The 23378-nt window shown below is 42.7% G+C and carries 20 protein-coding genes and 1 pseudogene; 13 read left to right on the forward strand and 8 right to left on the reverse strand.

Annotated elements, in window-relative coordinates; all coding sequences use genetic code 11:
- Window positions 1-878, reverse strand: an 878-nt coding sequence (locus tag CDG77_RS18140) for a DUF4347 domain-containing protein (RefSeq protein ID WP_143857046.1), incomplete at its 3' end; no start/stop codon positions are given.
- A 414-nt stretch (window positions 879-1292) separates the two neighbouring features.
- Between CDG77_RS18140 and CDG77_RS18145 the strand changes: the two genes are divergently transcribed.
- From CDG77_RS18145 to CDG77_RS18150, 3 genes are all read left to right on the forward strand, one after another.
- A complete protein-coding gene (locus CDG77_RS18145; RefSeq protein WP_094330741.1) occupies window positions 1293-2441 on the forward strand; it encodes an alanine--glyoxylate aminotransferase family protein in 1149 nt (382 codons plus the stop codon).
- A 42-nt stretch (window positions 2442-2483) separates the two neighbouring features.
- Entirely contained in the window at window positions 2484-2678 is a 195-nt protein-coding gene (locus tag CDG77_RS36605; RefSeq protein ID WP_190233999.1) for a hypothetical protein, read from the forward strand.
- 65 nt (window positions 2679-2743) lie between these two features.
- A complete protein-coding gene (locus CDG77_RS18150) occupies window positions 2744-3148 on the forward strand; it encodes an NIL domain-containing protein (RefSeq protein WP_012411079.1) in 405 nt (134 codons plus the stop codon).
- A gap of 16 nt (window positions 3149-3164) precedes the next feature.
- Here CDG77_RS18150 and CDG77_RS18155 read toward each other — a convergent pair whose 3' ends face one another.
- Window positions 3165-4235 carry a DUF3616 domain-containing protein gene (locus CDG77_RS18155; protein ID WP_094330742.1) on the reverse strand — a complete coding sequence of 357 codons (1071 nt, stop codon included), beginning with the start codon at window positions 4233-4235 and terminating at the stop codon, window positions 3165-3167.
- 300 nt (window positions 4236-4535) lie between these two features.
- On the opposite strand from CDG77_RS18155, the gene CDG77_RS18160 reads away from it, so the two are divergent.
- The 7 genes from CDG77_RS18160 to CDG77_RS18185 all read left to right on the forward strand — a co-directional run bounded on the left by CDG77_RS18160 (window position 4536) and on the right by CDG77_RS18185 (window position 13810).
- Window positions 4536-5519: a CHAD domain-containing protein gene (locus CDG77_RS18160; protein ID WP_094330743.1), complete on the forward strand. Its 984-nt coding sequence runs from the start codon at window positions 4536-4538 to the stop codon at window positions 5517-5519.
- Between the two features lie 907 nt (window positions 5520-6426).
- Complete coding sequence (locus tag CDG77_RS18165) at window positions 6427-8013, forward strand: B12-binding domain-containing radical SAM protein (RefSeq protein WP_094330744.1); 1587 nt, start codon at window positions 6427-6429, stop codon at window positions 8011-8013.
- Window positions 8014-8039: 26 nt separating this feature from the next.
- The gene (locus tag CDG77_RS35560; protein ID WP_143857047.1) at window positions 8040-8348 is read left to right on the forward strand and encodes a hypothetical protein; all 309 of its coding nucleotides are present in this window, start codon (window positions 8040-8042) and stop codon (window positions 8346-8348) included.
- Window positions 8291-9334, forward strand: coding sequence for a DUF2891 domain-containing protein (locus CDG77_RS18170; RefSeq protein ID WP_094330745.1), 1044 nt, complete (start codon window positions 8291-8293; stop codon window positions 9332-9334). Before CDG77_RS35560 ends, CDG77_RS18170 begins: the two co-directional genes overlap by 58 nt.
- 338 nt (window positions 9335-9672) lie before the next feature.
- The gene (gene gap, locus CDG77_RS18175; RefSeq protein ID WP_094330746.1) at window positions 9673-10713 is read left to right on the forward strand and encodes a type I glyceraldehyde-3-phosphate dehydrogenase; all 1041 of its coding nucleotides are present in this window, start codon (window positions 9673-9675) and stop codon (window positions 10711-10713) included.
- A 389-nt stretch (window positions 10714-11102) separates the two neighbouring features.
- Window positions 11103-12533, forward strand: a complete 1431-nt coding sequence (gene pyk / locus CDG77_RS18180; RefSeq protein ID WP_094330747.1) for a pyruvate kinase — start codon at window positions 11103-11105, stop codon at window positions 12531-12533.
- A gap of 272 nt (window positions 12534-12805) precedes the next feature.
- Window positions 12806-13810, forward strand: a complete 1005-nt coding sequence (locus CDG77_RS18185) for a transaldolase (protein WP_094330748.1) — start codon at window positions 12806-12808, stop codon at window positions 13808-13810.
- Window positions 13811-13877: 67 nt separating this feature from the next.
- On the opposite strand, the gene CDG77_RS18190 is transcribed toward CDG77_RS18185, so the two are convergent.
- From CDG77_RS18190 to gyrA, 3 genes are all read right to left on the reverse strand, one after another.
- Window positions 13878-14273: a hypothetical protein gene (locus CDG77_RS18190; RefSeq protein WP_094330749.1), complete on the reverse strand. Its 396-nt coding sequence runs from the start codon at window positions 14271-14273 to the stop codon at window positions 13878-13880.
- Between the two features lie 510 nt (window positions 14274-14783).
- Window positions 14784-16451 carry an apolipoprotein N-acyltransferase gene (lnt, locus tag CDG77_RS18195; RefSeq protein ID WP_181154381.1) on the reverse strand — a complete coding sequence of 556 codons (1668 nt, stop codon included), beginning with the start codon at window positions 16449-16451 and terminating at the stop codon, window positions 14784-14786.
- Complete coding sequence (gene gyrA, locus CDG77_RS18200; protein WP_094330751.1) at window positions 16432-19056, reverse strand: DNA topoisomerase (ATP-hydrolyzing) subunit A; 2625 nt, start codon at window positions 19054-19056, stop codon at window positions 16432-16434. The genes lnt and gyrA overlap by 20 nt, the downstream gene beginning before the upstream one ends.
- A gap of 492 nt (window positions 19057-19548) precedes the next feature.
- Here gyrA and trmB point away from each other — a divergent pair, with 492 nt between their 5' ends.
- Window positions 19549-20184: a tRNA (guanosine(46)-N7)-methyltransferase TrmB gene (trmB, locus tag CDG77_RS18205; RefSeq protein ID WP_094330752.1), complete on the forward strand. Its 636-nt coding sequence runs from the start codon at window positions 19549-19551 to the stop codon at window positions 20182-20184.
- Between the two features lie 98 nt (window positions 20185-20282).
- On the opposite strand, the gene CDG77_RS18210 is transcribed toward trmB, so the two are convergent.
- The 3 genes and pseudogenes from CDG77_RS18210 to CDG77_RS39115 form a co-directional block, all read right to left on the reverse strand.
- Window positions 20283-21854 (reverse strand): dolichyl-phosphate-mannose--protein mannosyltransferase, encoded by a 1572-nt coding sequence (locus CDG77_RS18210; protein ID WP_190234001.1) that lies wholly within the window; start codon window positions 21852-21854, stop codon window positions 20283-20285.
- A gap of 140 nt (window positions 21855-21994) precedes the next feature.
- Complete coding sequence (locus CDG77_RS18215; protein ID WP_094330753.1) at window positions 21995-22354, reverse strand: XisI protein; 360 nt, start codon at window positions 22352-22354, stop codon at window positions 21995-21997.
- Window positions 22324-22563, reverse strand: a pseudogene (locus CDG77_RS39115) (element excision factor XisH family protein); the annotation flags it as partial. The gene CDG77_RS18215 and the pseudogene CDG77_RS39115, both read right to left, overlap by 31 nt.
- Before the next feature lie 118 nt (window positions 22564-22681).
- On the opposite strand from CDG77_RS39115, the gene CDG77_RS18225 reads away from it, so the two are divergent.
- Both CDG77_RS18225 and CDG77_RS18230 read left to right on the forward strand, forming a co-directional pair.
- Window positions 22682-22969, forward strand: coding sequence for a hypothetical protein (locus CDG77_RS18225; RefSeq protein WP_094330755.1), 288 nt, complete (start codon window positions 22682-22684; stop codon window positions 22967-22969).
- Entirely contained in the window at window positions 22969-23364 is a 396-nt protein-coding gene (locus CDG77_RS18230) for a type II toxin-antitoxin system VapC family toxin (protein ID WP_094330756.1), read from the forward strand. Before CDG77_RS18225 ends, CDG77_RS18230 begins: the two co-directional genes overlap by 1 nt.
- The last annotated feature ends 14 nt before the right edge of the window (window positions 23365-23378 follow it).

Here is a 23378-nt window from a genome sequence, read left to right on the forward strand (position 1 = left end):
TAACGTACCACAGCAAAGTTATTACCACTTACTCCTGCTACCAGAATCTTGCCATCACCTTGCAGGGCAATGCTGTAGCCGATATCGGTACTTCCCAAGTTAGTATTGACCTTGCCAGCACTACCAAAACTGCTGTCGAGAGTACCATCACTCTTGTAACGTACCACAGCAAAGTTATTATTACTTACTCCTGCTACCAAAATCTTGCCATCATCTTGCAAGGCAATGCTTCTACCAATGTCAGTACTGCCCAAGTTAGTAGTGACTTTGCCATCACTATCAAAGCTGGGATCGAGAACTACAGGTAGAATTGAAGTATAGGCTGCTATTACTTCTTGCCTAAATGCCAAATGAGGAACAATATCTCCTGTAGAAACCTCCAGTTCCCAATCACCACCTAATGCAGCGTTCCCTGTCAAGTCATTAGAGGCCGCTACTACTGCACCTGTCAATTCGCTCAGACAGCGTATAAACAAAACACCTGGTTCTGTTTGAGCTACGTTGCAACCATACAGCAGTAGTTGTGCATCTTCACTCAAAGCATTAGCCCAACCCATCAGGTCTGCTGCGTAGTAGTTGAGGGTTTCGTAGCTGAGTTGAGTGTTGCCCAAATAAATGCACCCAGGTGCGCCGTGAGAAACAATGTGCAGGCTAGTGATTCCCTGATGAGACTCCAGCACTTGACTAATTTGCTTAATGCCATCTTGGTTGGCATCTAAAAGTACAACAGAGGTATCTGGTAAAACACCCAGTACCAGACTTTGGTAATCTTCAACCTGTGGGTCAATAAAAACTATGCGGGTAGAATAAAAATCTAAAGTTGGGTTAGTACCAATATTGATAAATAATCTTTTATTTATAACAGTGTGCTTTGTCATAACTAAGTACCTGATATTGAGCAAAAATGAAAATTTTTGCAAGTAATTTATGGTAGATGCATTCAATTTAGGAATAAAATAAATTCTTTTCCTCGGTAGATACACTAGTTTCCTTAATGAAGTTTCAGGAATCTGCGGAGCATAAAAAGTACCTCCAATCCTTGATGTAAAAAGGAAATATGTTGATTAGGTAAAAAGCTTTCAAAGTCAGTTCAATCAAAGACAATTTATAAATTGATACAAAAAATTTGTCTTATTTATGTTTAAAGCTAATTTCCAACAAACTTTGTTCAGGAACTGCATACAACAAGCAATAGAGAAACAGACTTTTCAAGTTGTACTGAGTGAGTTTTTTCAAAAATGAAATAGGAGTCCTATATGATCCGGTAAGTATGGTCTAGGCGAAGACAGATTATGACGCAAACAATTTCAATCAACGACTCTGGGCGCTTGCAACTCACACCACTAGAAATCCCATCTCGTCTACTGTTAGGGCCAGGGCCATCAAATGCCCATCCCACAGTTCTCCAAGCAATGAATACCCCACCAGTTGGTCATCTTGACCCAACTTTTCTCGCACTCATGGATGAAATTCAGTCATTGCTACGCTACGTATGGCAGACAGAAAACCCACTCACCATTGCAGTCAGTGGTACGGGAACAGCTGCAATGGAAGCAACGATCGCTAATGCTGTTGAACCTGGTAATGTCGTTTTGATTGGTGCAGCTGGTTATTTTGGTAATCGTCTCGTAGATATGGCTGGACGTTATGGTGCTGATGTGCGAACCATTACCAAACCTTGGGGACAAGTCTTCAACCTAGATGAACTCAAGACTGCCTTAGAAACTCATCGTCCGGCTATTTTAGCTCTAGTTCATGCCGAAACTTCCACCGGCGCACGGCAACCCTTAGAAGGAGTCGCTGATTTGTGTCGTGAATTTGGCACTTTGCTGCTGGTGGATACTGTGACAAGTTTGGGTGGCGTTCCATTATTTTTGGATGCTTGGGGAGTTGACTTAGCCTATAGTTGTAGCCAAAAAGGGTTGGGTTGTCCGCCTGGTGCTTCGCCTTTTACTATGAGTGCGCGTGCAGTTGAGAAATTGCAACAGCGCCCAACAAAGGTTGCAAACTGGTATTTGGATATGTCGTTACTGGGTAAGTATTGGGGCGCTGAACGCACCTATCACCACACAGCACCGATTAATTTATATTACGCATTGCGGGAAGCACTACGTTTGCTTGCAGAAGAGGGATTAGCAAACTCCTGGCAAAGGCATCAGAAAAACGTAGAGTATCTCTGGGAAGGGTTGGAGAATTTAGGATTGAGTATGCACGTTAAACAAGAGTATAGACTACCAACCCTTACCACTGTTTGCATTCCAGCAGGAGTAGATGGGAAAGCGATCGCACAAAAGTTACTCAATGAACATAATATTGAGATTGGTGGTGGTCTTGGCGAACTCGCTGGTAAAGTCTGGCGCGTGGGATTGATGGGCTTTAATAGTCGAAAGGAAAGTGTTGACCAACTTTTAGCAGCACTGCGGCAGGTTTTGCCTAAGTAGTTTTTCGGCTAAACAAGTGCGTTAACGGTAGCTTAACGCACTTTGTCTGGCGCTACAATTATCGAAACAGAATTCAGAAGTCAGGAGTCAGAATGGGCTAAACGCCCCGCTATCGCTAACACAATGAATTTTGTACGACTGGCGGATAGCGCCGGCGGCAAGCGAGTCCGCGTACCCCTGCGGGGAAGTAAGCTACGCGCAGCGTCTTGTAGAGAGGGTCTTGATTCTGACTTCTGAATTCTTCTTCAACGAGTTATAAAACTTTCAATACGCTACAACAGAAAAAACCCTCTGCTAAACCTGTGAAAAAAAGAGTAACACTCACCTTCCCGAAACGCGCTGTGCAAATGCCAGTCACTTATGTACTGGCCAAAGAGTTCAACGTCGCTGCCAATATTATCCGCGCCCAAGTTGCCCCAAATCAAATTGGCAAACTGGTAGTGGAACTAGCTGGAGATATCGATCAATTAGATGCCGCTATCGAATGGATGCGATCGCGGCATGTTAATGTTTCTTATACTTTAGGCGAAATTGCGATCGATGAGGATGTGTGTGTCCATTGCGGCTTGTGTACTGGGGTTTGTCCTACTGAAGCCCTGACTCTCCACCCTGAGACGTATAAACTGACATTCACGCGATCGCGTTGTATTGTCTGCGAACAGTGTATCCCCACTTGTCCCGTACAAGCAATCTCTACTAACCTTTAACAATCCAAAATCGATCCTATTCCAGCTTAAACACATCTGCTAATACACCACCATCACCCACCAACCTAGTTTTGGCTGGAGAGTCATAAACCACCAATAGCGAAGGTATACCAGCTACATCCTGAAACAGCGCCATTCCTTCAGCACGATCTTCCCGGTTTCCATAGGGAATATCTTGTACAAAATCTGGATTGCTGAAGATATTTTCTCGTAAGTTAACGCCATTTGTCCAACGATACACTTGCATGGGCCCATCTAAATCCATCGTTGGGCCGGCTAAAATCAACAAATCTTTTCCATCTACACACAAATCCCGAATTCCCAAGCCATTCAACCAGATAAAATGCTTTTTATATAACTCCTTCGCTTCTCCAATTTGCCGCAGTTTTAGAATTCCAGCGCTAGAATCTTCTAACTCAATTTCCAGTATCACAGCCCAACCCCGCAATACAGGCCCACGCAAACCCAAAAAAATCCGGTTTTGATAAACACCTATTCCTTCAATATCAAAACCATTATCTTTTCCTGGAATTAATGCTTTGATAAACAAGCCTAAATGGGGATCGTCTGCCAAAGCTGTCATCAGCAAATTACCCTGTTCCGTTATCTCTAGTTTAGCAGCACTCAACTGCACATCTGGATTTTGGGGATGTGGGTAAGATGAGAATAACTTCCCGTCTATTAAAGGAATCCGTCCTAAGACGTAACGATTAGGTTCTGACTCAATTTTTGCCAGCCTTTTAAAGTTTTGGACATCAGTCTTATCATCGAGTTTGGGTTTTTTACGTTTGTAGCTATGAGAACCAACAAACCATAGATAATCATCAGTGTAAGCAAGTCCTTCTATATCAACTTCTTGATTTTCTGGTGCAGGTAAGTCGATGAATTCTGCTACTCTAAATTGTTGATGCTCTGTAAATTTATCAGTATCAGCTAAAGATAGCCGCTCAATAGTTGAGGTTTCATCTGACCCTAACCATAAATACTTCTGATGTGTTAGCAGCACTGCTGATAAGTCTTCTCTATGTTCTTTAAAATTATCTACAAAAGTCAATAAAACTTGATTACACAAATGTGAGTTTGACATTTTAAATCATCTTCATGGTTACAAAAAGATTAATCATGATATCATAATAAATAATTTAATGTCATCTCAATATTTTTAGAAGCTATAGTACATATCAAATTGCAACGAGTAAGTCTGCTCCTTACCTATTGATAGATGCTGCATATTTAGAGAGAAAATATGCAGCATCTACCAATAGTTATAATAAAAACTTTCAATTCTCAGGGACGAAAAAATATAACAATACTATTAGATGAGATCCAAACTTTTAACTAATGTTATTATGCAATAACCTCATGAGGTATGTCATTAAGATAAATTATGAAATTAGCTACAAAACCCACGGTAAAAACTCTAGGGGACTACGCCTACCAAGCGATTCAAAAACACGTTAAGAAAACCTGGAAGTGGGAAAAATCAGTAAAGAAAGACGAAGATCCAGAAGCACTGCATCAAATGCGAGTGGGGATGCGTCGCTTAAGGACAGCTGTAACTAGGTTTGAGCTAGCGTTAGATTTGTCGAAACCAGTCAGCGATAAAAATATCGGTAAAATAGCCCGTCGTCTTGGTAATCTCCGAGATTTAGATGTACTCAAAGAAAGTTTGGAAAACAATTACAAACCAAAATTACCCCGCAAAGAACAAGAATCTCTACAAACAGCTTTCACGGCTTTAGCTAAACAACGTGAAGATGTACTATCGAGTGTGCAGAAAACGTTAAAAGATGAATCTTACAAGTCTTTAAAAGAGACATTAGATAAGTGGTTGGATAAACCAAGTTATCTACCTTTAGCATCTATTACTATTCAGCAAGTACTACCAGATTTACTTTTACCAGAAGTTAGTAACTTCTTACTGCATCCAGGTTGGTTAGTTGGCACTCAATTTGTCGATTCAGAACTGAAGATCCAGAAAAACTGGGAACCAGAAAAGATCGAAAAACAATTGACAACAGAAGGCGAAATTCTTCATAGTTTGCGAAAAGAAGCTAAACGCATCCGCTACCAGATGGAGTTATTTACTGACTTATATGGCGAGTCTTACGAAGCTTATCTTACAGAAGTGAAAAGTATCCAAGAAATTTTGGGTACGATGCAAGATAGTGCAGTCTTAACTGACTGGCTTGCAAATGTATTCAAATCAGAAATTCAGACTGAGTTGCCTACTCTTGCTACTTTGCTAACTGAAAATCGTTACCAGTCGTGGCAGCAGTGGCAGCCTTTGCAAGAACGGTATCTGAAAGCTGAAACTAGGCATAGCTTTCATTTAACAATACTGCACCCGCTTTCAGGAGTAATAAATTAAAAGATTAAACTTCTTAGCTCAGAATTTAGACTAGTTCCTATCAGTCTCAGAGTCAATTCTGAGGCTGATAGCTAAGTTTAATTTATATATAGGAATCCGGTTTGATTTCTGAAAAGATACGTAGGGTGTGTTAGCGACAGCGTAACGCACGAAACCCTTGATAGTGGTGCGTTATGAACTTCGTTCTAACACACCCTACATACCTAATTTTGTTCAAAAATCAAATAGGAGTCCTATACGAGATTGTGACTTACCCCGAAGGATAAAAAATGAACCGCATACCTCTGCGGGGAAGCAAGCTACGCGCAGCGTTTCGTTAGAGAAGGACACATAGACGCGGCGCAGGGTAGGACACAAAGGCAAGAGGATTGAAAAGGGTTTTTGCATCACTCCCGTTTATTTTTGCCAAATTGGGATGATTCCCTGAACCTATCCCACTATTCTAAAAATCCCTAGTTCTTTTTGTAAAATTGATATCTATAAAGAATCTGGCGATAAATAAAGACGGGTTGCAGCCCGTCTAAATAGCTTGAAAGTGCAAATACACCTTGTATTAGGACTGAAGATAACACGGTTAATTTTTTTAGGGCTGCCAATTTGCCAAATCATAAAAAGAATAAATTTTAGAACCGTCGCAAAAATCCTGAGATTTCCGACTAAATCATTCACCCACGCATGTTTGAAGATTTGCGGGAATTGCGATGTCTGAAGACAAGCCCGGAGTTTCAGAGTCCCCTCCAGTCTAAAAGCAGTAATAATTCTCCTCAAAAAGTATTGCTTTGTCTAAATAAGTCATAGTAGAGGTTATAGCTACTGGATACAGAAGCTTCTCTAATATGCTGTCAGGCTGGTTCACCTTTACATGAACTTAGCCAGCAACGATAATCAAGGTTTATAAGTATCAAATATGAATGTTCTACTTCTATATCCCCGTTTTCCAAAAAGTTTTTGGTCTTTTGAAAAAACACTGGCTTTATTAGACCGTAAAGCAATGCTACCGCCTTTAGGTTTGGTAACTGTAGCCGCGATATTACCGCAAGAATGGGAGTATAAGCTAGTAGATCGAAATGTTCGCGACTGTACAGAGGCAGAGTGGGCTTGGGCAGATTTGGTGATTATGTCGGCGATGATTGTGCAAAAAGAAGATTTGCTCTGTCAGATAGTAGAAGCAAAACGCAGAGGTAAACGAGTCGCTGTAGGTGGGCCTTTCCCGACAGCGTTACCAGATGAAATGACATCCGCCGGCGCAGATTACTTGATATTAGACGAAGGGGAAATTACCCTACCCTTATTTGTAGCAGCGATCGCACGCGGCGATCGCACAGGTATCTTTCGTTCTGGCGGTGAAAAACCAGATGTTACCAACACTCCCACCCCTCGCTTCGACTTGCTCGAGTTTGAAGCTTATGCAGAAATGTCAGTGCAATTTTCTCGTGGATGTCCCTTTCAGTGTGAATTCTGCGACATTATTGTGCTGTACGGACGCAAACCTCGCACCAAAAACCCAGAACAAATATTAGCAGAACTAGATTATCTCTACAAACTGGGTTGGCGGCGCAGTATTTTTATGGTGGATGACAACTTCATTGGTAATAAGCGGAATGTCAAATTATTTTTGAAGTCTCTTCTGCCCTGGATGGTAGAACATAATTATCCTTTTTCTTTTGCTACAGAGGCTTCAGTTGATTTAGCCCAAGATCAAGAACTGATGGACTTGATGGTAGTGTGTAATTTTGGAGCCGTTTTTCTGGGAATTGAAACCCCCGACGAAGAAAGTCTCACTTTCACTCAGAAATACCAGAATACGCGAGATTCACTCAGTGATGCGGTGAATAAGATTACCCGCTCAGGGTTACGAGTCATGGCAGGCTTTATCATTGGGTTTGATGGCGAGAAAGTAGGAGCCGGTGCGCGAATTGTCAAGTTTGTTGAGCAAACAGCAATACCCACAGCCTTATTTAGTATGTTGCAAGCGCTTCCAGATACAGCCCTTTGGCATCGATTAGAAAAGGAAGGACGACTCCGCAATAAATCGGCCAACATCAACCAAACTACGTTGATGAACTTTGTCCCAACTCGACCGTTAGAAGACATTGCTCGTGAATATGTGCAGGCGTTCTGTGATTTGTATGAGCCAGAGCGGTTTTTGGAGCGTACATACAAACACTTCCGTCTTTTGGGTGAAGCAACCTACCCGAATAAGGGCAAAGGTAGGAAGAAACAATTGAACTGGAAAGTCCTCCGAGCATTGCTAGTAATTTGCTGGCGGCAAGGTGTACGTCGTCAGACGCGCTGGCAATTCTGGCGTTACTTGTGGAGTATGTATCGGCATAATCCGGGTGGAGTGAGTAGCTATTTAGCCGTTTGTGCCCAAATTGAGCATTTCTTGGAGTATCGCCAAATTGTCAGGGATGAAATTGAGGCTCAAGTGGCTGAATTTTTGGAAGCAGAAGCTAGGGTAAAACTTGAAACACAAGTGATGGTTAGTTTGTAGCAAATTAAATTTGGCAATACCTTGCAATGCCAATGCATCTCGATGCAATGTTAATGCGTCCCTCTGCAATGGCAATGCATCTTGATGCAATGTTAATGCGTCCCTCTGCAATGGCAATGCATCTCAATGCAATGTTAATGCGTCCCTATGCAATGGCAATGCATCTCGATACAATGTTAATGCGTCCCTCTGCAATGGCAATGCATCTCGATACAATGTTAATGCGTCCCCTGGCATTAAGACGCTACGCTTTTAGGCAAAATTGCATTATGTTACCATGCCATCGGATAATTTGGAGATTAGTGAAGCGATCGCAGCACAGTTTGCTCAATTAGTGCTGGATTGTATCGAGCGGGAGTATCCCAACAGTAATTTGTATTGGGCTGATAGCGACGAAGATATCAAACCACCGCGTCAATTGACTCCTGCTTTTTATGGCTGCTTAGATTGGCATTCAGCCGTACATGGTCACTGGTTGCTGGTACGTCTGTTGCGTCATTTCCCCGAAGCCTCATTCAACACAGCTTCAAAGCAAGCACTTAGCCAGAGTTTAACACCTGAGAAGATTCAAGGAGAAATTGCCCACTTCCAACGGCTACCTTTTTATGAATTTCCTTACGGTGTAGCATGGTTTCTGCAACTGACTGCGGAACTTCACGAGTGGAATCATCCTCAAGGGAAAAAATGGCGGGTTGTATTGGAACCGCTAGAAAAGTTGATTGCAGATAACTTACAGCGCTGGATTGACAGACTGAGACTTCCAAACCGCACAGGAATGCATAGCCAAACAGCTTTTGCACTTGGTTTGATGCTAGATTGGGCAAGGATTACCGAAAATACTGATTTTATTCAGTTAGTAGAGAACAAAGCACGGCAATTTTATTTTAGCGATCGCAACTACTCCTTACAATTTGAGCCGCTTGGCTACGATTTTCTCTCCCCTGGACTTGCTGAAGCAGACTTAATGCGGCGAGTCTTGCCAACAACAGATTTTACCGACTGGCTGACTGATTTTCTGCCCCAAATACCCATTGATAATTCGGTAAATTGGTTAGAACCTGCAATAGTAGATAATCCTCAAGATTATATGCAAGCCCACTTCTACGGACTTAATCTCAGTCGAGCTTGGATGCTTGATGGTATTATATCTGGATTGGCAAATAGCGATCGCCGCATCGAAACACTCCGCTCTACTGCCCTTCACCATCGTCAGCATGGACTAACAGATGTTGTAATCGAACATTATGCAGCTAGTCACTGGCTAGGAACTTTTGCTATTTATCTTTTAACGAATCGCGGGTTGCAAGGGCAAATTATTTAACAAATTATTTAAACAGTCTGGGCGATCTAATACAAATTCTCCATGAAGATGCACATAATATTTATTAAACGAACCGCAAAGTACGCAAAGAAAGAGATGGCTTGAGGAATTAATCATTAAGTGCAAGTAGTTTACAGAGAATTGGTATAACAACCTATCGAGACTTTTTCAATAGGGTTTTCCCAATCCCCAATGCCCCAATCCTTAAAATATGCCAAGTAAATATGCCTTAACTTGCTGATACTGTCAGGATCAAAGAGTAAAGAGTAAAAGGCAATATATTTTGACTTTTAACTTTCTCCTTTTGTTCAACTTCCACCACAACGGGAGGCTTAATCTTGACTAAATTGAAAGTTGGTATCAATGGCTTCGGTCGAATCGGGCGACTCGTGCTTCGCGCTGGTATCGATAATCCCAATATCGAGTTTGTAGGCATTAATGACCTAGTACCACCAGATAACCTCGCTTACCTCTTAAAGTACGACTCAACCCACGGTAAATTAAAGCATAAAGTTGAAGCCAAGGAAGATGGCATCCTCATTGACGGACATTTCATCCCTTGCGTGTCGGTGAGGAATCCAGCAGAGTTACCTTGGGGAAAATTAGGTGCAGATTATGTCGTGGAAGCCACCGGACTCTTCACCGATCGCGAAGGAGCCGCAAACCACCTGAAAGCAGGTGCAAAGCGTGTAATAATTTCCGCTCCCACTAAAGATCCAGAGAGAGTTACTACCTTACTGATGGGTGTCAATCATCACCTATTTGACCCCAGCAAAGATATCATTGTCTCCAATGCTAGCTGCACTACAAACTGTCTAGCTCCTATAGCTAAGGTTATCAATGACAACTTTGGGTTGACTGAAGGGTTGATGACCACAGTTCATGCCATGACTGCCACTCAGCCAACTGTAGACGGTCCCAGTAAGAAAGATTGGCGGGGTGGTCGAGGTGCAAGCCAGAATATTATTCCCTCTTCCACAGGCGCAGCTAAAGCCGTAGCACTGGTTTTACCAGAATTGAAGGGTAGATTGACTGGTATGGCATTGCGAGTTCCGACTCCCGATGTCTCTGTAGTTGATTTAACTTTCAAAACTGCCAAAGCCACTAGTTATAAAGAAATCTGTGCTGCCATGAAGGAGGCTGCCGCAGGTTCACTAGCGGGTATTTTGGGCTACACAGATGAAGAAGTAGTTTCCACAGATTTTCAAGGCGATACCCATTCTAGTATCTTCGACGCAGGTGCTGGGATTGAGTTGAATTCAAACTTCTTCAAGGTAATTGCCTGGTATGACAACGAGTGGGGTTACTCGAATCGCGTGATTGACCTGATGTTGTCTATGTCACAAAAGGAAAAACTCGCTCCGACAGCTGTTGTATAATTCGTAATTCGTAATTCGTAATTCGTAATTGAATAGGGGTTGAAACTCACGAATAATAAACAGCTTGTATGTTATTAGTCGGGGTTGAAATCCCCATTACAAAACATAATTACGAACTACGAATTGTTTAATGGTCATTGGTGATTAACCTTTGACTTTTGGGATTTGGGTCAAATGGGAAAGATGCCGAAAACAAAACGCAATCTAGTATTTTTATTTAGCAAACCAGTGATATGAAGCAAATGTGATTTTTGGCTCGTAATACTAATTCTTTGAAAGAAGGCTAAAGATTTAAACCCGAAAACCCAAATAAAATCTGAAGTCTCTGAATTACGAATTACGAATTACGAATTACGAATTCACAGGTTACTCCTCAACCCCTAATCCCTATGCGTCGAACCAAAATCATTTGTACTGTTGGGCCGGCTACATCTGCACTCGAAAAGCTGCAAGGCTTGGTAGAAGCTGGTATGAATGTGGCACGGTTGAATTTTTCCCACGGGGCTTATGAATTCCACGCCCAAACTGCTCAGTATCTCAGACAGATTAGCACTGAGCAGCAAAAGCCGATCGCAATTATGCAAGACCTGTGTGGCCCCAAAATCCGTTTGGGAATTTTACCACCGGAAGGATTAAATTTAGAAGCTGGTACTGAAGTCACCTTTGTTTTGCAAGAAAAAGGTGAGAGTATTGACGAAATACCTCTACCACTGCCGACTTTGTTCGCAATGGTGCGACCAGGTGAACCAATTTTAATTAATGATGGTCGCGTTAAATTGATTGTTAGCGATCGCGATGCCGATCGCATTCGCGCCCAAGTGAAAACTGGCGGGTTAATTTCCACACATAAAGGAGTAAACCTTCCACAAACTCCTTTACCTGTTAGTTCCATCACCGAAAAAGACTTGCTGGATCTACGCTTTGGAATTCAGTTAGGTGTAGACTGGGTAGCGGTGTCCTTTGTCCAATCGCCACAAGACTTAGAACCCGCTAGGCGCATGATTGAAGCTGCTGGCGCTTCCATCCGCTTAATTGCCAAAATCGAAAGAGCAGAAGCAGTAGAGAATTTTGATTCCATTCTGAAAGTTGCCGACGCAATTATGATTGCTCGTGGCGATTTAGGGGTGGAAGTCCCAATTCACGAAGTACCCCTGATTCAAAAAGATATTATTCGCCGTTGCAATCGGGCTGGCAAACCGGTGATTACAGCCACCCAAATGCTAGAGTCGATGATTAGCGCCCCCGATCCCACCCGCGCTGAAGCAACGGATGTTGCCAACTCAATTTTAGATGGGACAGACGCGGTAATGCTTTCTGGTGAAACAGCTGTCGGACAATATCCCGTAGCCGCCGTTCAGATGATGCACAACATCGCGGTGCGGACAGAACAGGCTCTAGATGAGGGTAGTAAACATGCCTGGTGTCATGAAGCAGGGAGTCTAAGCGTTACCGAATCTGTAGCAGAATCAGTCTGTCGCATCGCTTATGAAACAGGTTCGCGGGCAATTCTTTGCAACACTTCATCAGGAAGTACAGCGAGAATGGTGTCTAAATATCGGCCAACTTCTCCCATTATTGCCCTCACCTCTGAGATCGCCACTTATCGCCAACTAGCCCTTTCTTGGGGTGTGGAAGCTTTGCTAATCCCACCAGTCCACAATGCTGAAGAGATGTTTACCAACGTGGTAAACACAGTTGTAGATATGGGTCTAGCGAATAAGGGCGATAAAGTAGTGATTACCTCTGGCGTTCCAATTGGTAAATCGGGCACAACTAGCTTAATCAAAGTGCATTCCATTGGACAGCCAATTTCGGCATAAGGCATCTAGAATAGGGCTGTGGCTCTAGATAGTAAAGCAAAATTAGGCAATCATTAAGAAAAATTGCCAGAATCAGAATTGAAGGGACTGGAGACTGGGGACTGGTGATTGGGGACTAGGGACTGGGGACTAGGGACTGAGGATGGGGAGACAAGGAGCAGAATAATAACTCTTAACTCCTAATTCTTAACTCCTAACTCCTAACTCTAACCCAGCACTCAGCACTCGCTAGGGAATAAGTCAATCCTGTAACATTCATCACGGAGTCTTTTATGTCTAAGAATTTACTAGAACAATTGCGAGAAGTGACTGTTGTAGTGGCGGATACGGGGGATATCCAGGCAATTGAAAAGTTCAAACCCCGAGATGCCACCACTAATCCTTCTCTGATTACTGCTGCGGCACAAATGCCAGAATATCAGGGAATTGTCGATCAAACTTTACTGCAAGCGAAGAAAGATGCTGGAGCCGGAGCCACTCAAGCACAGATAGTTTCTCTAGCTTTTGACCGTTTAGCAGTTGCTTTTGGATTAAAGATTTTACAAATTATTCCCGGTCGCGTGTCTACAGAAGTAGATGCTCGCTTGTCTTACGATACCGAAGCTACTCTGACTAAGGCACGGGAATTAATTGCTCAGTATAAAGCTGCTGGAATTGGTCGCGATCGCGTCTTAATTAAAATTGCCACCACCTGGGAAGGCATTCGCGCTGCGGAAATTCTCGAAAAAGAAGGCATTCACTGTAACCTTACCTTGTTGTTTGGTCTTCACCAAGCGATCGCCTGTGCAGAAGCCGGCGTTACCCTAATTTCTCCCTTTGTCGGTCGGATTCTCGACTGGTACAAAAAGGATACCGGACGCGATAGCTACCCAGCAACCGAAGATCCAGGAGTTTTGTCAGTAACCCAAATCTACAACTACTACAAGAAATTCGGCTATAAAACCGAAGTTATGGGAGCTAGCTTCCGTAATCTTGGTGAAATTACTGAACTTGCAGGTAGTGATTTGCTGACTATTTCTCCATCACTTTTGGCTGAATTGCAGTCAACTGTGGGAGAACTGCCACGTAAACTCGACCCCGCCAAGGTAGCAAACTTGTCAATCGAAAAGATATCCATTGACAAAGCTAGCTATGAAAAAATGCACGCTAGCGATCGTATGGCAACTGACAAACTAGACGAGGGCATCAAAGGTTTCACCAAGGCATTAGAAGACCTTGAAAAACTTTTGGCAGATCGACTAGTTCGCCTTGAAGGAGAGGTAGTAGCAAGTCATTAGAAAATAACAATTGTTAATGGTTAGTGGTGGTTAACCACTAACCATTAGTTAGCTGTATCAGCCGTTATTAATAACGACCTCGAATAATGTTGTATCGTCCGTAGGGCTGCTGTCGTTGTCTAAACTCCTGCCGTTGTCTAAACTCCTGCCGTTGTCTAAACTCCTGCCGTCGTCGGATATTTTGGTATCGTTCGGGCTGCCGTCGTCTAAACTCCTGTCGTTGTCTAAACTCCTGCCGTTGTCTGAACTCCTGCCGTCGTTGGATTGTTCGGTATCGTCCTGGCCACCGTTGAGCAATTAAAAGCTCTCCGGTTTTATTCCCAACTAGGTTAGCCTCTGGTGCAGCCCTCTGTTCATTGCGAACATTACTTAAAGAAATATCTTTTGCTTCAGCTAATGAGGGCGGATACACAAAGGCACATAGCAATAGTGCTATTGAGGATAACTTCCTGAAACCTTTCATGTTTTTGCTTCTACTAGACTTTCGTTAATAACTTTATTAAAGCATCTGAAAGTATACAAATTATCGATCGTAGAGTTTTTTTAAACTTAATTTGGTATGAAATATTGTATTTAAATTTCACCCTTATGGATCATTGTAAATTTTTTCTCTCTGTGTATATAAATAGTCAATATCTATAAAAATGTAATTTTTTCACATAGAAAAGTATAATATTTATGAATTAAATAAACTATGTTTTTTCTTATAATATGGGACAAAAAGCCTTCTCTAGTAGGGAAACATGCCCTCGGAGTTTGATTTGTGGAAGCTCTTAGCGCAGACTTTTTTACACCCCACAAGATGTATATAAACTGTATTGGATGCAAACAATAACTGCTAAATATTCTGAGTTAAACTTTAAATAATAAGCTGCTACCACAGGGAGCATCCCAAATTCTTAAAAATATAGGAATCCGGTTTGATTTCTGAAAATATCCGTAGGATGTGTTAGCGACAGCGTAACGCATCAAACTAAGGATTTCCAAAATTGCTAGATTTTTTTATACCACGAATTATCAGCCAAGCTCCTCCAGAAGAAATCAACAACAAGGGTGTTAACCAATCACCCCAACGCACATATAAAGTTTGTGTTTGTCGCCGATAAATTGTTTCAGCATGAGTTTCGTAAGTATTATATCCAGACATCCACAAAGTTCTGCCGTGAGGATCTACAAAGGCTGAATATCCGGTATTCGTTGCCCGTGCTGACCATCGATCGGTTTCAATTGCCCGCATGATATCCTGTGCATGGTGCTGAAATGGCATCGATGCAGTGTAATGGGCATCATTAGAAGAACTGAGGATAAATTGCCCACCCGCCGCAGCTTGGCGACGAAATTGTTCAGGAAAAGCAGATTCATAACATATACTAGCGATCGCACGACCAAAAGGAGTGTCAAATACCTGATTTGCTGAACCGGGAACTTGGTGTGCCTCCAAAGGCGACAACCGTTGAACTAGTCCGCCTAAAATTCCTTCAAAGGGAATATATTCTCCCAAGGGTACTAGTTTGGACTTATCGTAGCGGCTGACAATTTCAGCTTTACTGTTGAAAGTAAACAAGCTAATTGTATAACTGTCTCCCCGTTCGCCGAAAGCGCCAATCCAAGCAACCACACCTTTTTCCTTCACTGCTGCAACTAAGGCAGTTTGCATCAAGTTGCTCTGAAAAATAGGTAAGGCTCCTTCTGGCGTGAGAACTGCATCTACACCTTGGTCTGCTAAAGTTAGATACCCAGTGGTGTAATTTTCTTGGGCGCGACGAAACCCTTCGGAACTTCGTAAAAGTCGGTTTGGAATATTACCCTGAACAATCCCCACTTTTAAAGCCGCTTCTGGGCGTTGGGCAATGGGACGGTTATATAAGATAAAACCGATGAGGTGTAAGGTAATTAATAGTCCCGTGGCGATTACCCAGTATTTATTAACAAACCGCCAAGGCGCAGAGAAGCCAGTGCGTTGCGGGGGTTCCCCCCGTTGTAGCAACTGGCGCGACGCAGAGGAAATTCTCTCTGCCTCTGTGCGGTTCATCCATCCTTCCGCAATTAACCCATTCACAGCAACTATTGCCGCTGTCACAGTATTAGGCCCCGATAGTTGACCCAAATGAACAATTACGAGATTGTGCGGACTTTGTGTGTAAGCCAAAGAACTCCACCACAGAGGCCCCGCACTCCACAGACTCTCTAATCCACACCAAACGGCTGTACCAATAAGTACACGCAACCAAGGTTTTTGTTCCCCCAGGCGAACCATTACAGCCGCCCAAATACTAAGAAATATCCCTCCCAAGACACTGATAAATCCCCAACAAAAAAGAGTGATTGCCAAACTCGGCAACCAGGGAACTCCCAACCATGTCATCGGGTGAATTCCAGTAATCCAGAATAGGGCGACAGCATGAAAACCAATACCCCAGAGGAAAGCCGGGGGGTATTGGTTTTTACCTTTTGCTGAAGTGACAACTAGCACCCATAAGGGAACTAGGGCAATCCAAGCCAAAAACCATGCATTTACTGGGGCTACAGTTAGCCCCATTAAAACGCCGCTAGCTAAGGCAATTAACCAAGGGAGCAAAGAGATAAATCTCTCCCCCCGCTTCCCCTGCTCCCCCTGCTTCTTACTCTGCTTCTTGTGCATCGACAGCATCAGGTGGAACTATTGCTACTCCGGTAATAGCGTCATCTTCGTCTAAACGCTGCACTCTGACTCCAGTTGCCGATCGCGATTGGATAGAAATTGCATTTACGGCTTGACGGATGATAATACCGCGATTTGTCACCATCATGATTTCATCATCATCATTGTTGACAATGCGTAGGGTTGCCAATTTGTCTTTGGTTTTGCGGTTTTTGAACTTCGTTGCCATTAAACCCTGACCAGCACGATTTTGCAGGCGGAATTGGGCAACAGGGACGCGCTTACCATATCCGCCCATTGTAATTACCAACACCCAAGGGCCGACTACGCCACTGCTAGGCACTTCTGCGCCCTCTTCGGTAGTTTCGATAACTTCGATATCTTCAGTTTCGATTGTTTCGATTGTCTCGATTGCTTCGATATCTTCTGTTTCGGCTTCTGTAACTATATCCAAAGTTTCCAGAATTGCTGCGGGTAGAATATCCATACCCACCAGTTCATCTTTATTTTTGAGTTTCATGGCTTTCACCCCACGAGTTGCCCTACTTAAAGGACGCAGTTGTTCGTGGTTGCACCGGAAGTTAATCGCCATCCCGTTACGAGAACCAATGATTACACTATCCTCTACTCTAGCGCGTCGCACCCAGCGCAATTGGTCGCCTTCTTCTAAGGAAATGGCAATCAAACCATTGGCGCGAATGTGACTAAAGGCTGCCAATTCGGTTTTCTTGATATTGCCGCCCTTGGTGAGCATGACCAGATATTCTTCGCTGCTAAACTCGTCAACAGGTACAATTGAGGTAATTTTTTCCTCTTTGGGAATCGGTAACATTTGGACAATTGGTGTCCCGCGACTGGTACGCGAACTCGCTGGAATTTGATATGCTCTCAGGCAATAAACAACACCACGCTCGCTAAAAAATAAAATACTATCGTGATCGCAGCAAGTTAAAAAATGCTCAATGGTATCATCATCTTTTACCTTGGCTGCGGCTTTACCTCTGGTAGCACGGCTTTGCGCTTCAAAGGTATTAACCGGCATCCGTTTGATGTAACCTTGTTCTGTAACCAGAATTATTGCTTTTTCATTGGCAATGAGGTCGCGATCGTCTAATTCCCCTTCCCCTGGTAAAATCACCGTGCGGCGGGGTGTGGCAAAGTTAGTTTTTAATTGCGCGACTTCGGTTTCAATAATTTCTAGCACTCTCTCCCGGCGTGCCAAAATATCTTGCAAGTCAGTAATTTTTACTTGTAATTCTTCGTGTTCTAAACGAATTTTGTCTGCTTCTAAGGCAGTCAAACGCCGCAATTGCATCTGCAAAATTGCATCTGCTTGCACTTCCGAGAGTCCGTAAGTTGTGATTAACTCACCTTTGGCTGTGGGTGCATCGGGTGCATGGCGAATTAAGACGATAATTGGATCTAACTGGGCTAGGGCAATCAATAACCCTTGCAGGAGATGATCGCGTTCTTCAGCTTTCCGCAGTTCGTAACGGGTGCGTCTGGCAATGGATTCGATGCGGAAATCCAAGAAGACGGTTAAGAACTGCTTGAGGGTGAGTACTTGGGGTTCGCTATTCACCAACGCCAGCATATTCGCGCCAAAGTTAGCTTGTAGTGGCGTTTGCTTGTAGAGGTTGTTGAGAACGACGCGGGGATAAGCATCACGCTTGAGTTCGATGACAACTCGCATCCCGTCGCGATCGCTTTCATCCCGGATATCTGCGATGCCCTCTAGCCGCTTTTCGTTCACCATTTCGGCGATTTTTTCAATCAGCGCCGCTTTATTGGTTTGATAGGGCAATTCGGTGATGATAATTGCTTCTCTATCTGGCCGTCCCCGTTGTTCAACGGTTTCAATGTTAGCAACACCACGCATGGTAATGGAACCACGCCCGGTAGTGTAAGCTTCTCGAATGGCAGATGTTCCCAAAATTTGCGCCCCAGTCGGAAAGTCTGGGCCGTGGACATACTGCATTAAATCGAGATCGGTGAGTTCGGGATTGTGGATTACAGCCACCAAAGCATCAATTAATTCGCCCAAATTGTGGGGCGGAATGTTGGTTGCCATGCCCACGGCAATCCCAGAGGAACCGTTGAGCAACAATTGGGGAATCCGCGCCGGTAATACTGTGGGTTCTTGCTGCGAACCGTCGAAGTTATCGGCAAAATCTACAGTTTCATACTCGATGTCGTGCAGTAACCCAGCGCTAGTTAAAGCTTGTAAGCGGCATTCTGTGTACCGCATGGCGGCTGGTGGATCGTTGTCTACCGAACCGAAGTTACCATGTCCGTTAACTAGGGGCGATCGCATGGAAAAATCCTGCGCCATCCGCACCAAGGCATCATATACTGCCGTGTCGCCGTGGGGGTGATATTTACCCAACACTTCCCCCACTACACGGGCACATTTCTTAAAAGGGCGATCGTGAAGTAGACCTAGCTCGTGCATTGCGTAGAGAATGCGACGATGCACAGGTTTTAGACCATCCCTGGCATCTGGCAACGCCCGACCCACTATCACGCTCATGGCGTATTCCAGATAAGACTGCGACATTTCGGTTCGCAAGTCTATCGGGATAATCCTCTCCTGTGAGGTTGTCATAACCTAAAAATCTCCAAAAATCGTAGATTTTAGCTTTTTTACTCGGCAAAGCGCAAAATTATGCTAAATTGCTCTTGAATAATTGCCATAATTTGATACAATCCTAGCATATTATTGCCTTGTTTTGTCTGGGCAGCTAATCCAAATATCTAGTAAAAAAAAGATATAATAACTCACATCTGAGAAGCTTTTAGCTATTTAACAAGAGCAGTAGAATAAAAGGTTGCTCAGTGCTAATTTGTTCAACTTGAAATCTGACAGGATAAATTTAAGAAAAGAATCTAAAATTGGCTTTATAAGCTATTGCTCTGATAATCCTTAATTAACATATTTGTCGCTGAATAATAGATTAAAAATGCAGGTATAATTGATAGTTTATATTTGATAAATAGCAGAATTCGAGAAAGCCTTCCAAGATGTAATTAAAGGAAAACTCGCAAAAATTTAGTATTCAGAATCAACAAGATATTTTCACGTAAAGGAGAGGAAATTTTGGCAGCAGTCCGAGTCCGCCAGCATGTCAATCCACTTGCTAAAAAGTATCAAACAGCAGCAAGTCCCCTTGAATGGGAAAAAATTTATGCAAAGCCAAATCAACCACTACATTTAGATATTGGCTGCGCGAAAGGACAGTTTTTGTTAAATATGGCCAAAATAGAACCTAATTGGAATTATCTAGGTTTAGAAATTCGTGAACCTCTGGTGGTGGAAGCGAATAAGTTACGTTTTGAGTTGGGTTTCACAAACCTGCATTACTTATTTTGCAATGTGAATAATTCACTGGACTCACTTTTATCTTCCTTCCCTCCAGGGAGTTTACAGCGCGTTACAATTCAATTCCCCGATCCTTGGTTTAAAACCCGCCATGCTAAACGCCGTGTAGTGCAACCAGAATTTGTGGCAGAATTAGCCAGCTACCTTGCAGTTGGTGGGGTTGTGTTTGTGCAATCAGATATGGAATTTATCGCGGTGGAAATGCGCGATCGCTTCGCTGCTAACCCAGCTTATCAGAAAGTTGGTACAGAAGAATGGTTAGCAGAAAATCCGCTACCAGTCCCCACAGAACGGGAAATAGGTACGCAAAAAAAGGGTGAACCTGTTTATCGGGCTTTGTTTATCAGGCGATAATTTCTGAATGAGGGGTAGCGATCGGGCGATCGCTACCCCAAGCGAGTATTAATAATGTTTTAAAAGTTACTCTTCTAATTACCCTATATCCGCTTTAATCAAATCCAAGAGTTAAACCACATTCGCATTTTATAACCGTCGGGGGAAAGGGGTAAACCCAAATAAATAGGCATCCAGAAAATAAAAGCAGCCAGAATCATAAAAGTAATGGTGACACCTAAAACCCGGAGTTGTTGATAATAACTGCGAAGACACTGATCGACAAACCAAGCGATCGCTAAAAATACAAACACTACTGCACACATATAATGGTAGATGAAAACGCACCTCGTCACTTCCACCCAAGGGGCTAAGTTAGCAGCATAATTTACAACCAAGTACAAGGCAATCCAACTATCAACACTAAGGGTTGCAGGCACAGAAAAACGCTTTTCCTTCACCCAAGGCATTACGATTTGTGCAACTAACATTCCTGCTAAAAATAACATGGCAGCAACACCAAACCACCACAAAAATGGATTACCCATTGCATGGACATCATAAATAACTTTTCCAGCACCAGCAGGCAAAGGTGGCCCCATTACAGGTAATGGTTCGGTGATACTTTCAGCCGTTTGATAATAATATGCCATTGGTCGAGTCATCAAAGGCCATTTGTACCAGGCAGCACAATAAGGATGCACGTTCGGACTATTACCACCGAGTTGTAAGTGAAATTTCAAAATTTGCCGATGTACTTCTATAAATCCATAAGTTTTATCTAGCTGAAGGTGGGGAATCCAGATGATGCTGTAGATAGAAGCTGGGATAATTCCTAGATAAAATAACATCTGGAAAATATTTAGCTGAGTCAAATTTTGTAGTGGTGTCTGAGATGACAGAGATGGTGTAGAGGGAGAAGAACAAGTACTAATTCCTGTCTCCTGCCTCCTGCCTTCTACTTCTTGTGCCCCCTCCCCTGTAGAGGTTCCCAGACTCGCTAACGCTGCGCTATCCTGCCTCCTGCCTCCTGCCTGATTAAATAAAGGGGATGTAAAAAAGAGTTTGGGGTTAGGAAAAGAATGTATTCCCTGAATTACCCAAGCTACTATCCAAATAAGATAAGCACCTGATAGGAACCATAAACCGTTCCACTTAGTACCAACTGAAGCACCAAAAGCAATGCCAGCAAAAACTAACCAAAATGAACGTCGTCGATTTTGGTTATCTAATGCCAATAATAAAAACCAGTGCCCTAACAAACCAAAGATGACGATATAAATATTACTTAAAGCATAGCGAGACTCAACCAGAAAGATGCCATCACAAGCTGTGAACAAACCTGCAAGCAGAGCAAAGCTACGACGATAACTCAACTGATAAGCGATCGCAGCCACAACTACAGGAATAAATGAGCCTGTAAGAGCATTTAACCAACGATAAGTCCAAGGCGATCGCATTGAACCCGTCAACCCATTTACTGTATCGTGCCAAAAAGGAATGTGACTGCCAATCCAAATGCCGATGCCGATCATATATTGACTTAGCGGCGGATGAGCATTAAAAAATGGCGTATGCGTGAGATAATTATTACCAAATTTGGCAAAGTAAACTTCATCAAATACCAGAGTGTTGAATCGCTCCAGTCCCCAAAACCGTAAGGCGAGTGAGAGGATAAATATACCCAACATCCCAATTCGGAACCATTTTTTGGGTATTGGGTATTGGGGATGGGGCATGGGGTATGGGGCATTGGACATAGGTTAATCATCAGCAGAATATAGCGATCGCTATATTACAGGCAGCGATCCAGAAGTTCAACTATTGTTGGTTATGCGATGGCGAATTCTGAATCTTTTCGTAGTTCTTCAGACCGGAATCCCAACACAATCCGATCCTTTGATATCCCTGCCTTCACGAATTCCGTTGCTAGTCCATCTTCAGTGCCATCACGTTGAATCCAAATTTTGCCATCAATAATATCAATGTGAATCAGACAGCCATGAACGCGGCGTGTTGCAGTTACAGAAAGTTCAGGCACTGGTTCTCGACCAAGAATCATCACCAAATATCGATCCTGTTCTTTATCAAAAATAGTTTCATGCTGAATATCACCGTAAGAGTAAGGAATTTTCGTGTGTTCAGTAAGAATGGTGCAAATTATCTGTCTGTATTGTTCCAGAGTATCCATCGGACTATAACCTCTCGCTTTGGATTGAAAACGATCAGAGGAATTTTGTAGTCTTCCAATATAAGTTTACCAAGGGGTTCCTCCTCAAAAATGTCGGTAAAAATATCCTCATGAACAGCAATATACAAAACCCTATCTCGATAATTGCGGCTCATAACAGCAAGATAGGTAAAGTACTGACCAATTACCTGTTCTAGCTCTGCTACTTCTGAGTCGCTAGTGAGATACCCTTAAATGAAGGGGGACAAATGAGTTTATTTTGATAACTATTAACTAATAACGGTTAACTATTCACCATCAACTAATAATTACAGGAGGTAATTAAACATGAAAGTTAGAGGTATAAAACGTGGTCAAAACATTGAAGTTTCAGAACAACTTGATGAGATTCCAGATGGGACAGAAATCATTATAGACGTAAATTTTATTGCCAATAAAATTGCGGAAACACAATCACCATTAACAGACGATAAGAGACTAGCTAGACTCAATCAATTATTTGGGGCTTGGAAAAATCAACCAGAATTAAAAGAAATATTTACAGAAATTGACCAACAGCGTCATACTTATCAAGGCAGAATTATAGACTCACTTGATAATCAGGATAACGGCTAATGTATCTACTAGATACCAACATTTGCATTGCACTGCTAAATGAAAATCTCCAAGCTGTTACTAAATTCAATCGATTTTTCAGCCAATGCTATCTGTCCATCATTGTAGTTTCAGAGCTATACAAAGGTGTTTATTGTTCTCGACAAGTAGCCGAGAATCTAGAGATATTAGCACAGTTTATAGAACTACTACCAGTGGAAGAATTTGAAATAGAAGCAGCTATTGAATTTGGCAAGATTCAAAGTGAACTCCGAATGATTGGGAAACCTACTGGAGAATTTGATGCCTTAATTGCTGCTGTGGCTCGTTCTCGTGACGATATTCTGGTTACTAATAATATCAAAGATTTTGAAAATATTCCCAACTTAAAATTAGATAACTGGTTAGAAACTTGAAAATATCGAGCGTC

The sequence above is a fragment of the Nostoc sp. 'Peltigera membranacea cyanobiont' 213 genome (assembly GCF_002245975.1).
In the GTDB taxonomy this organism is placed as follows: domain Bacteria; phylum Cyanobacteriota; class Cyanobacteriia; order Cyanobacteriales; family Nostocaceae; genus Nostoc.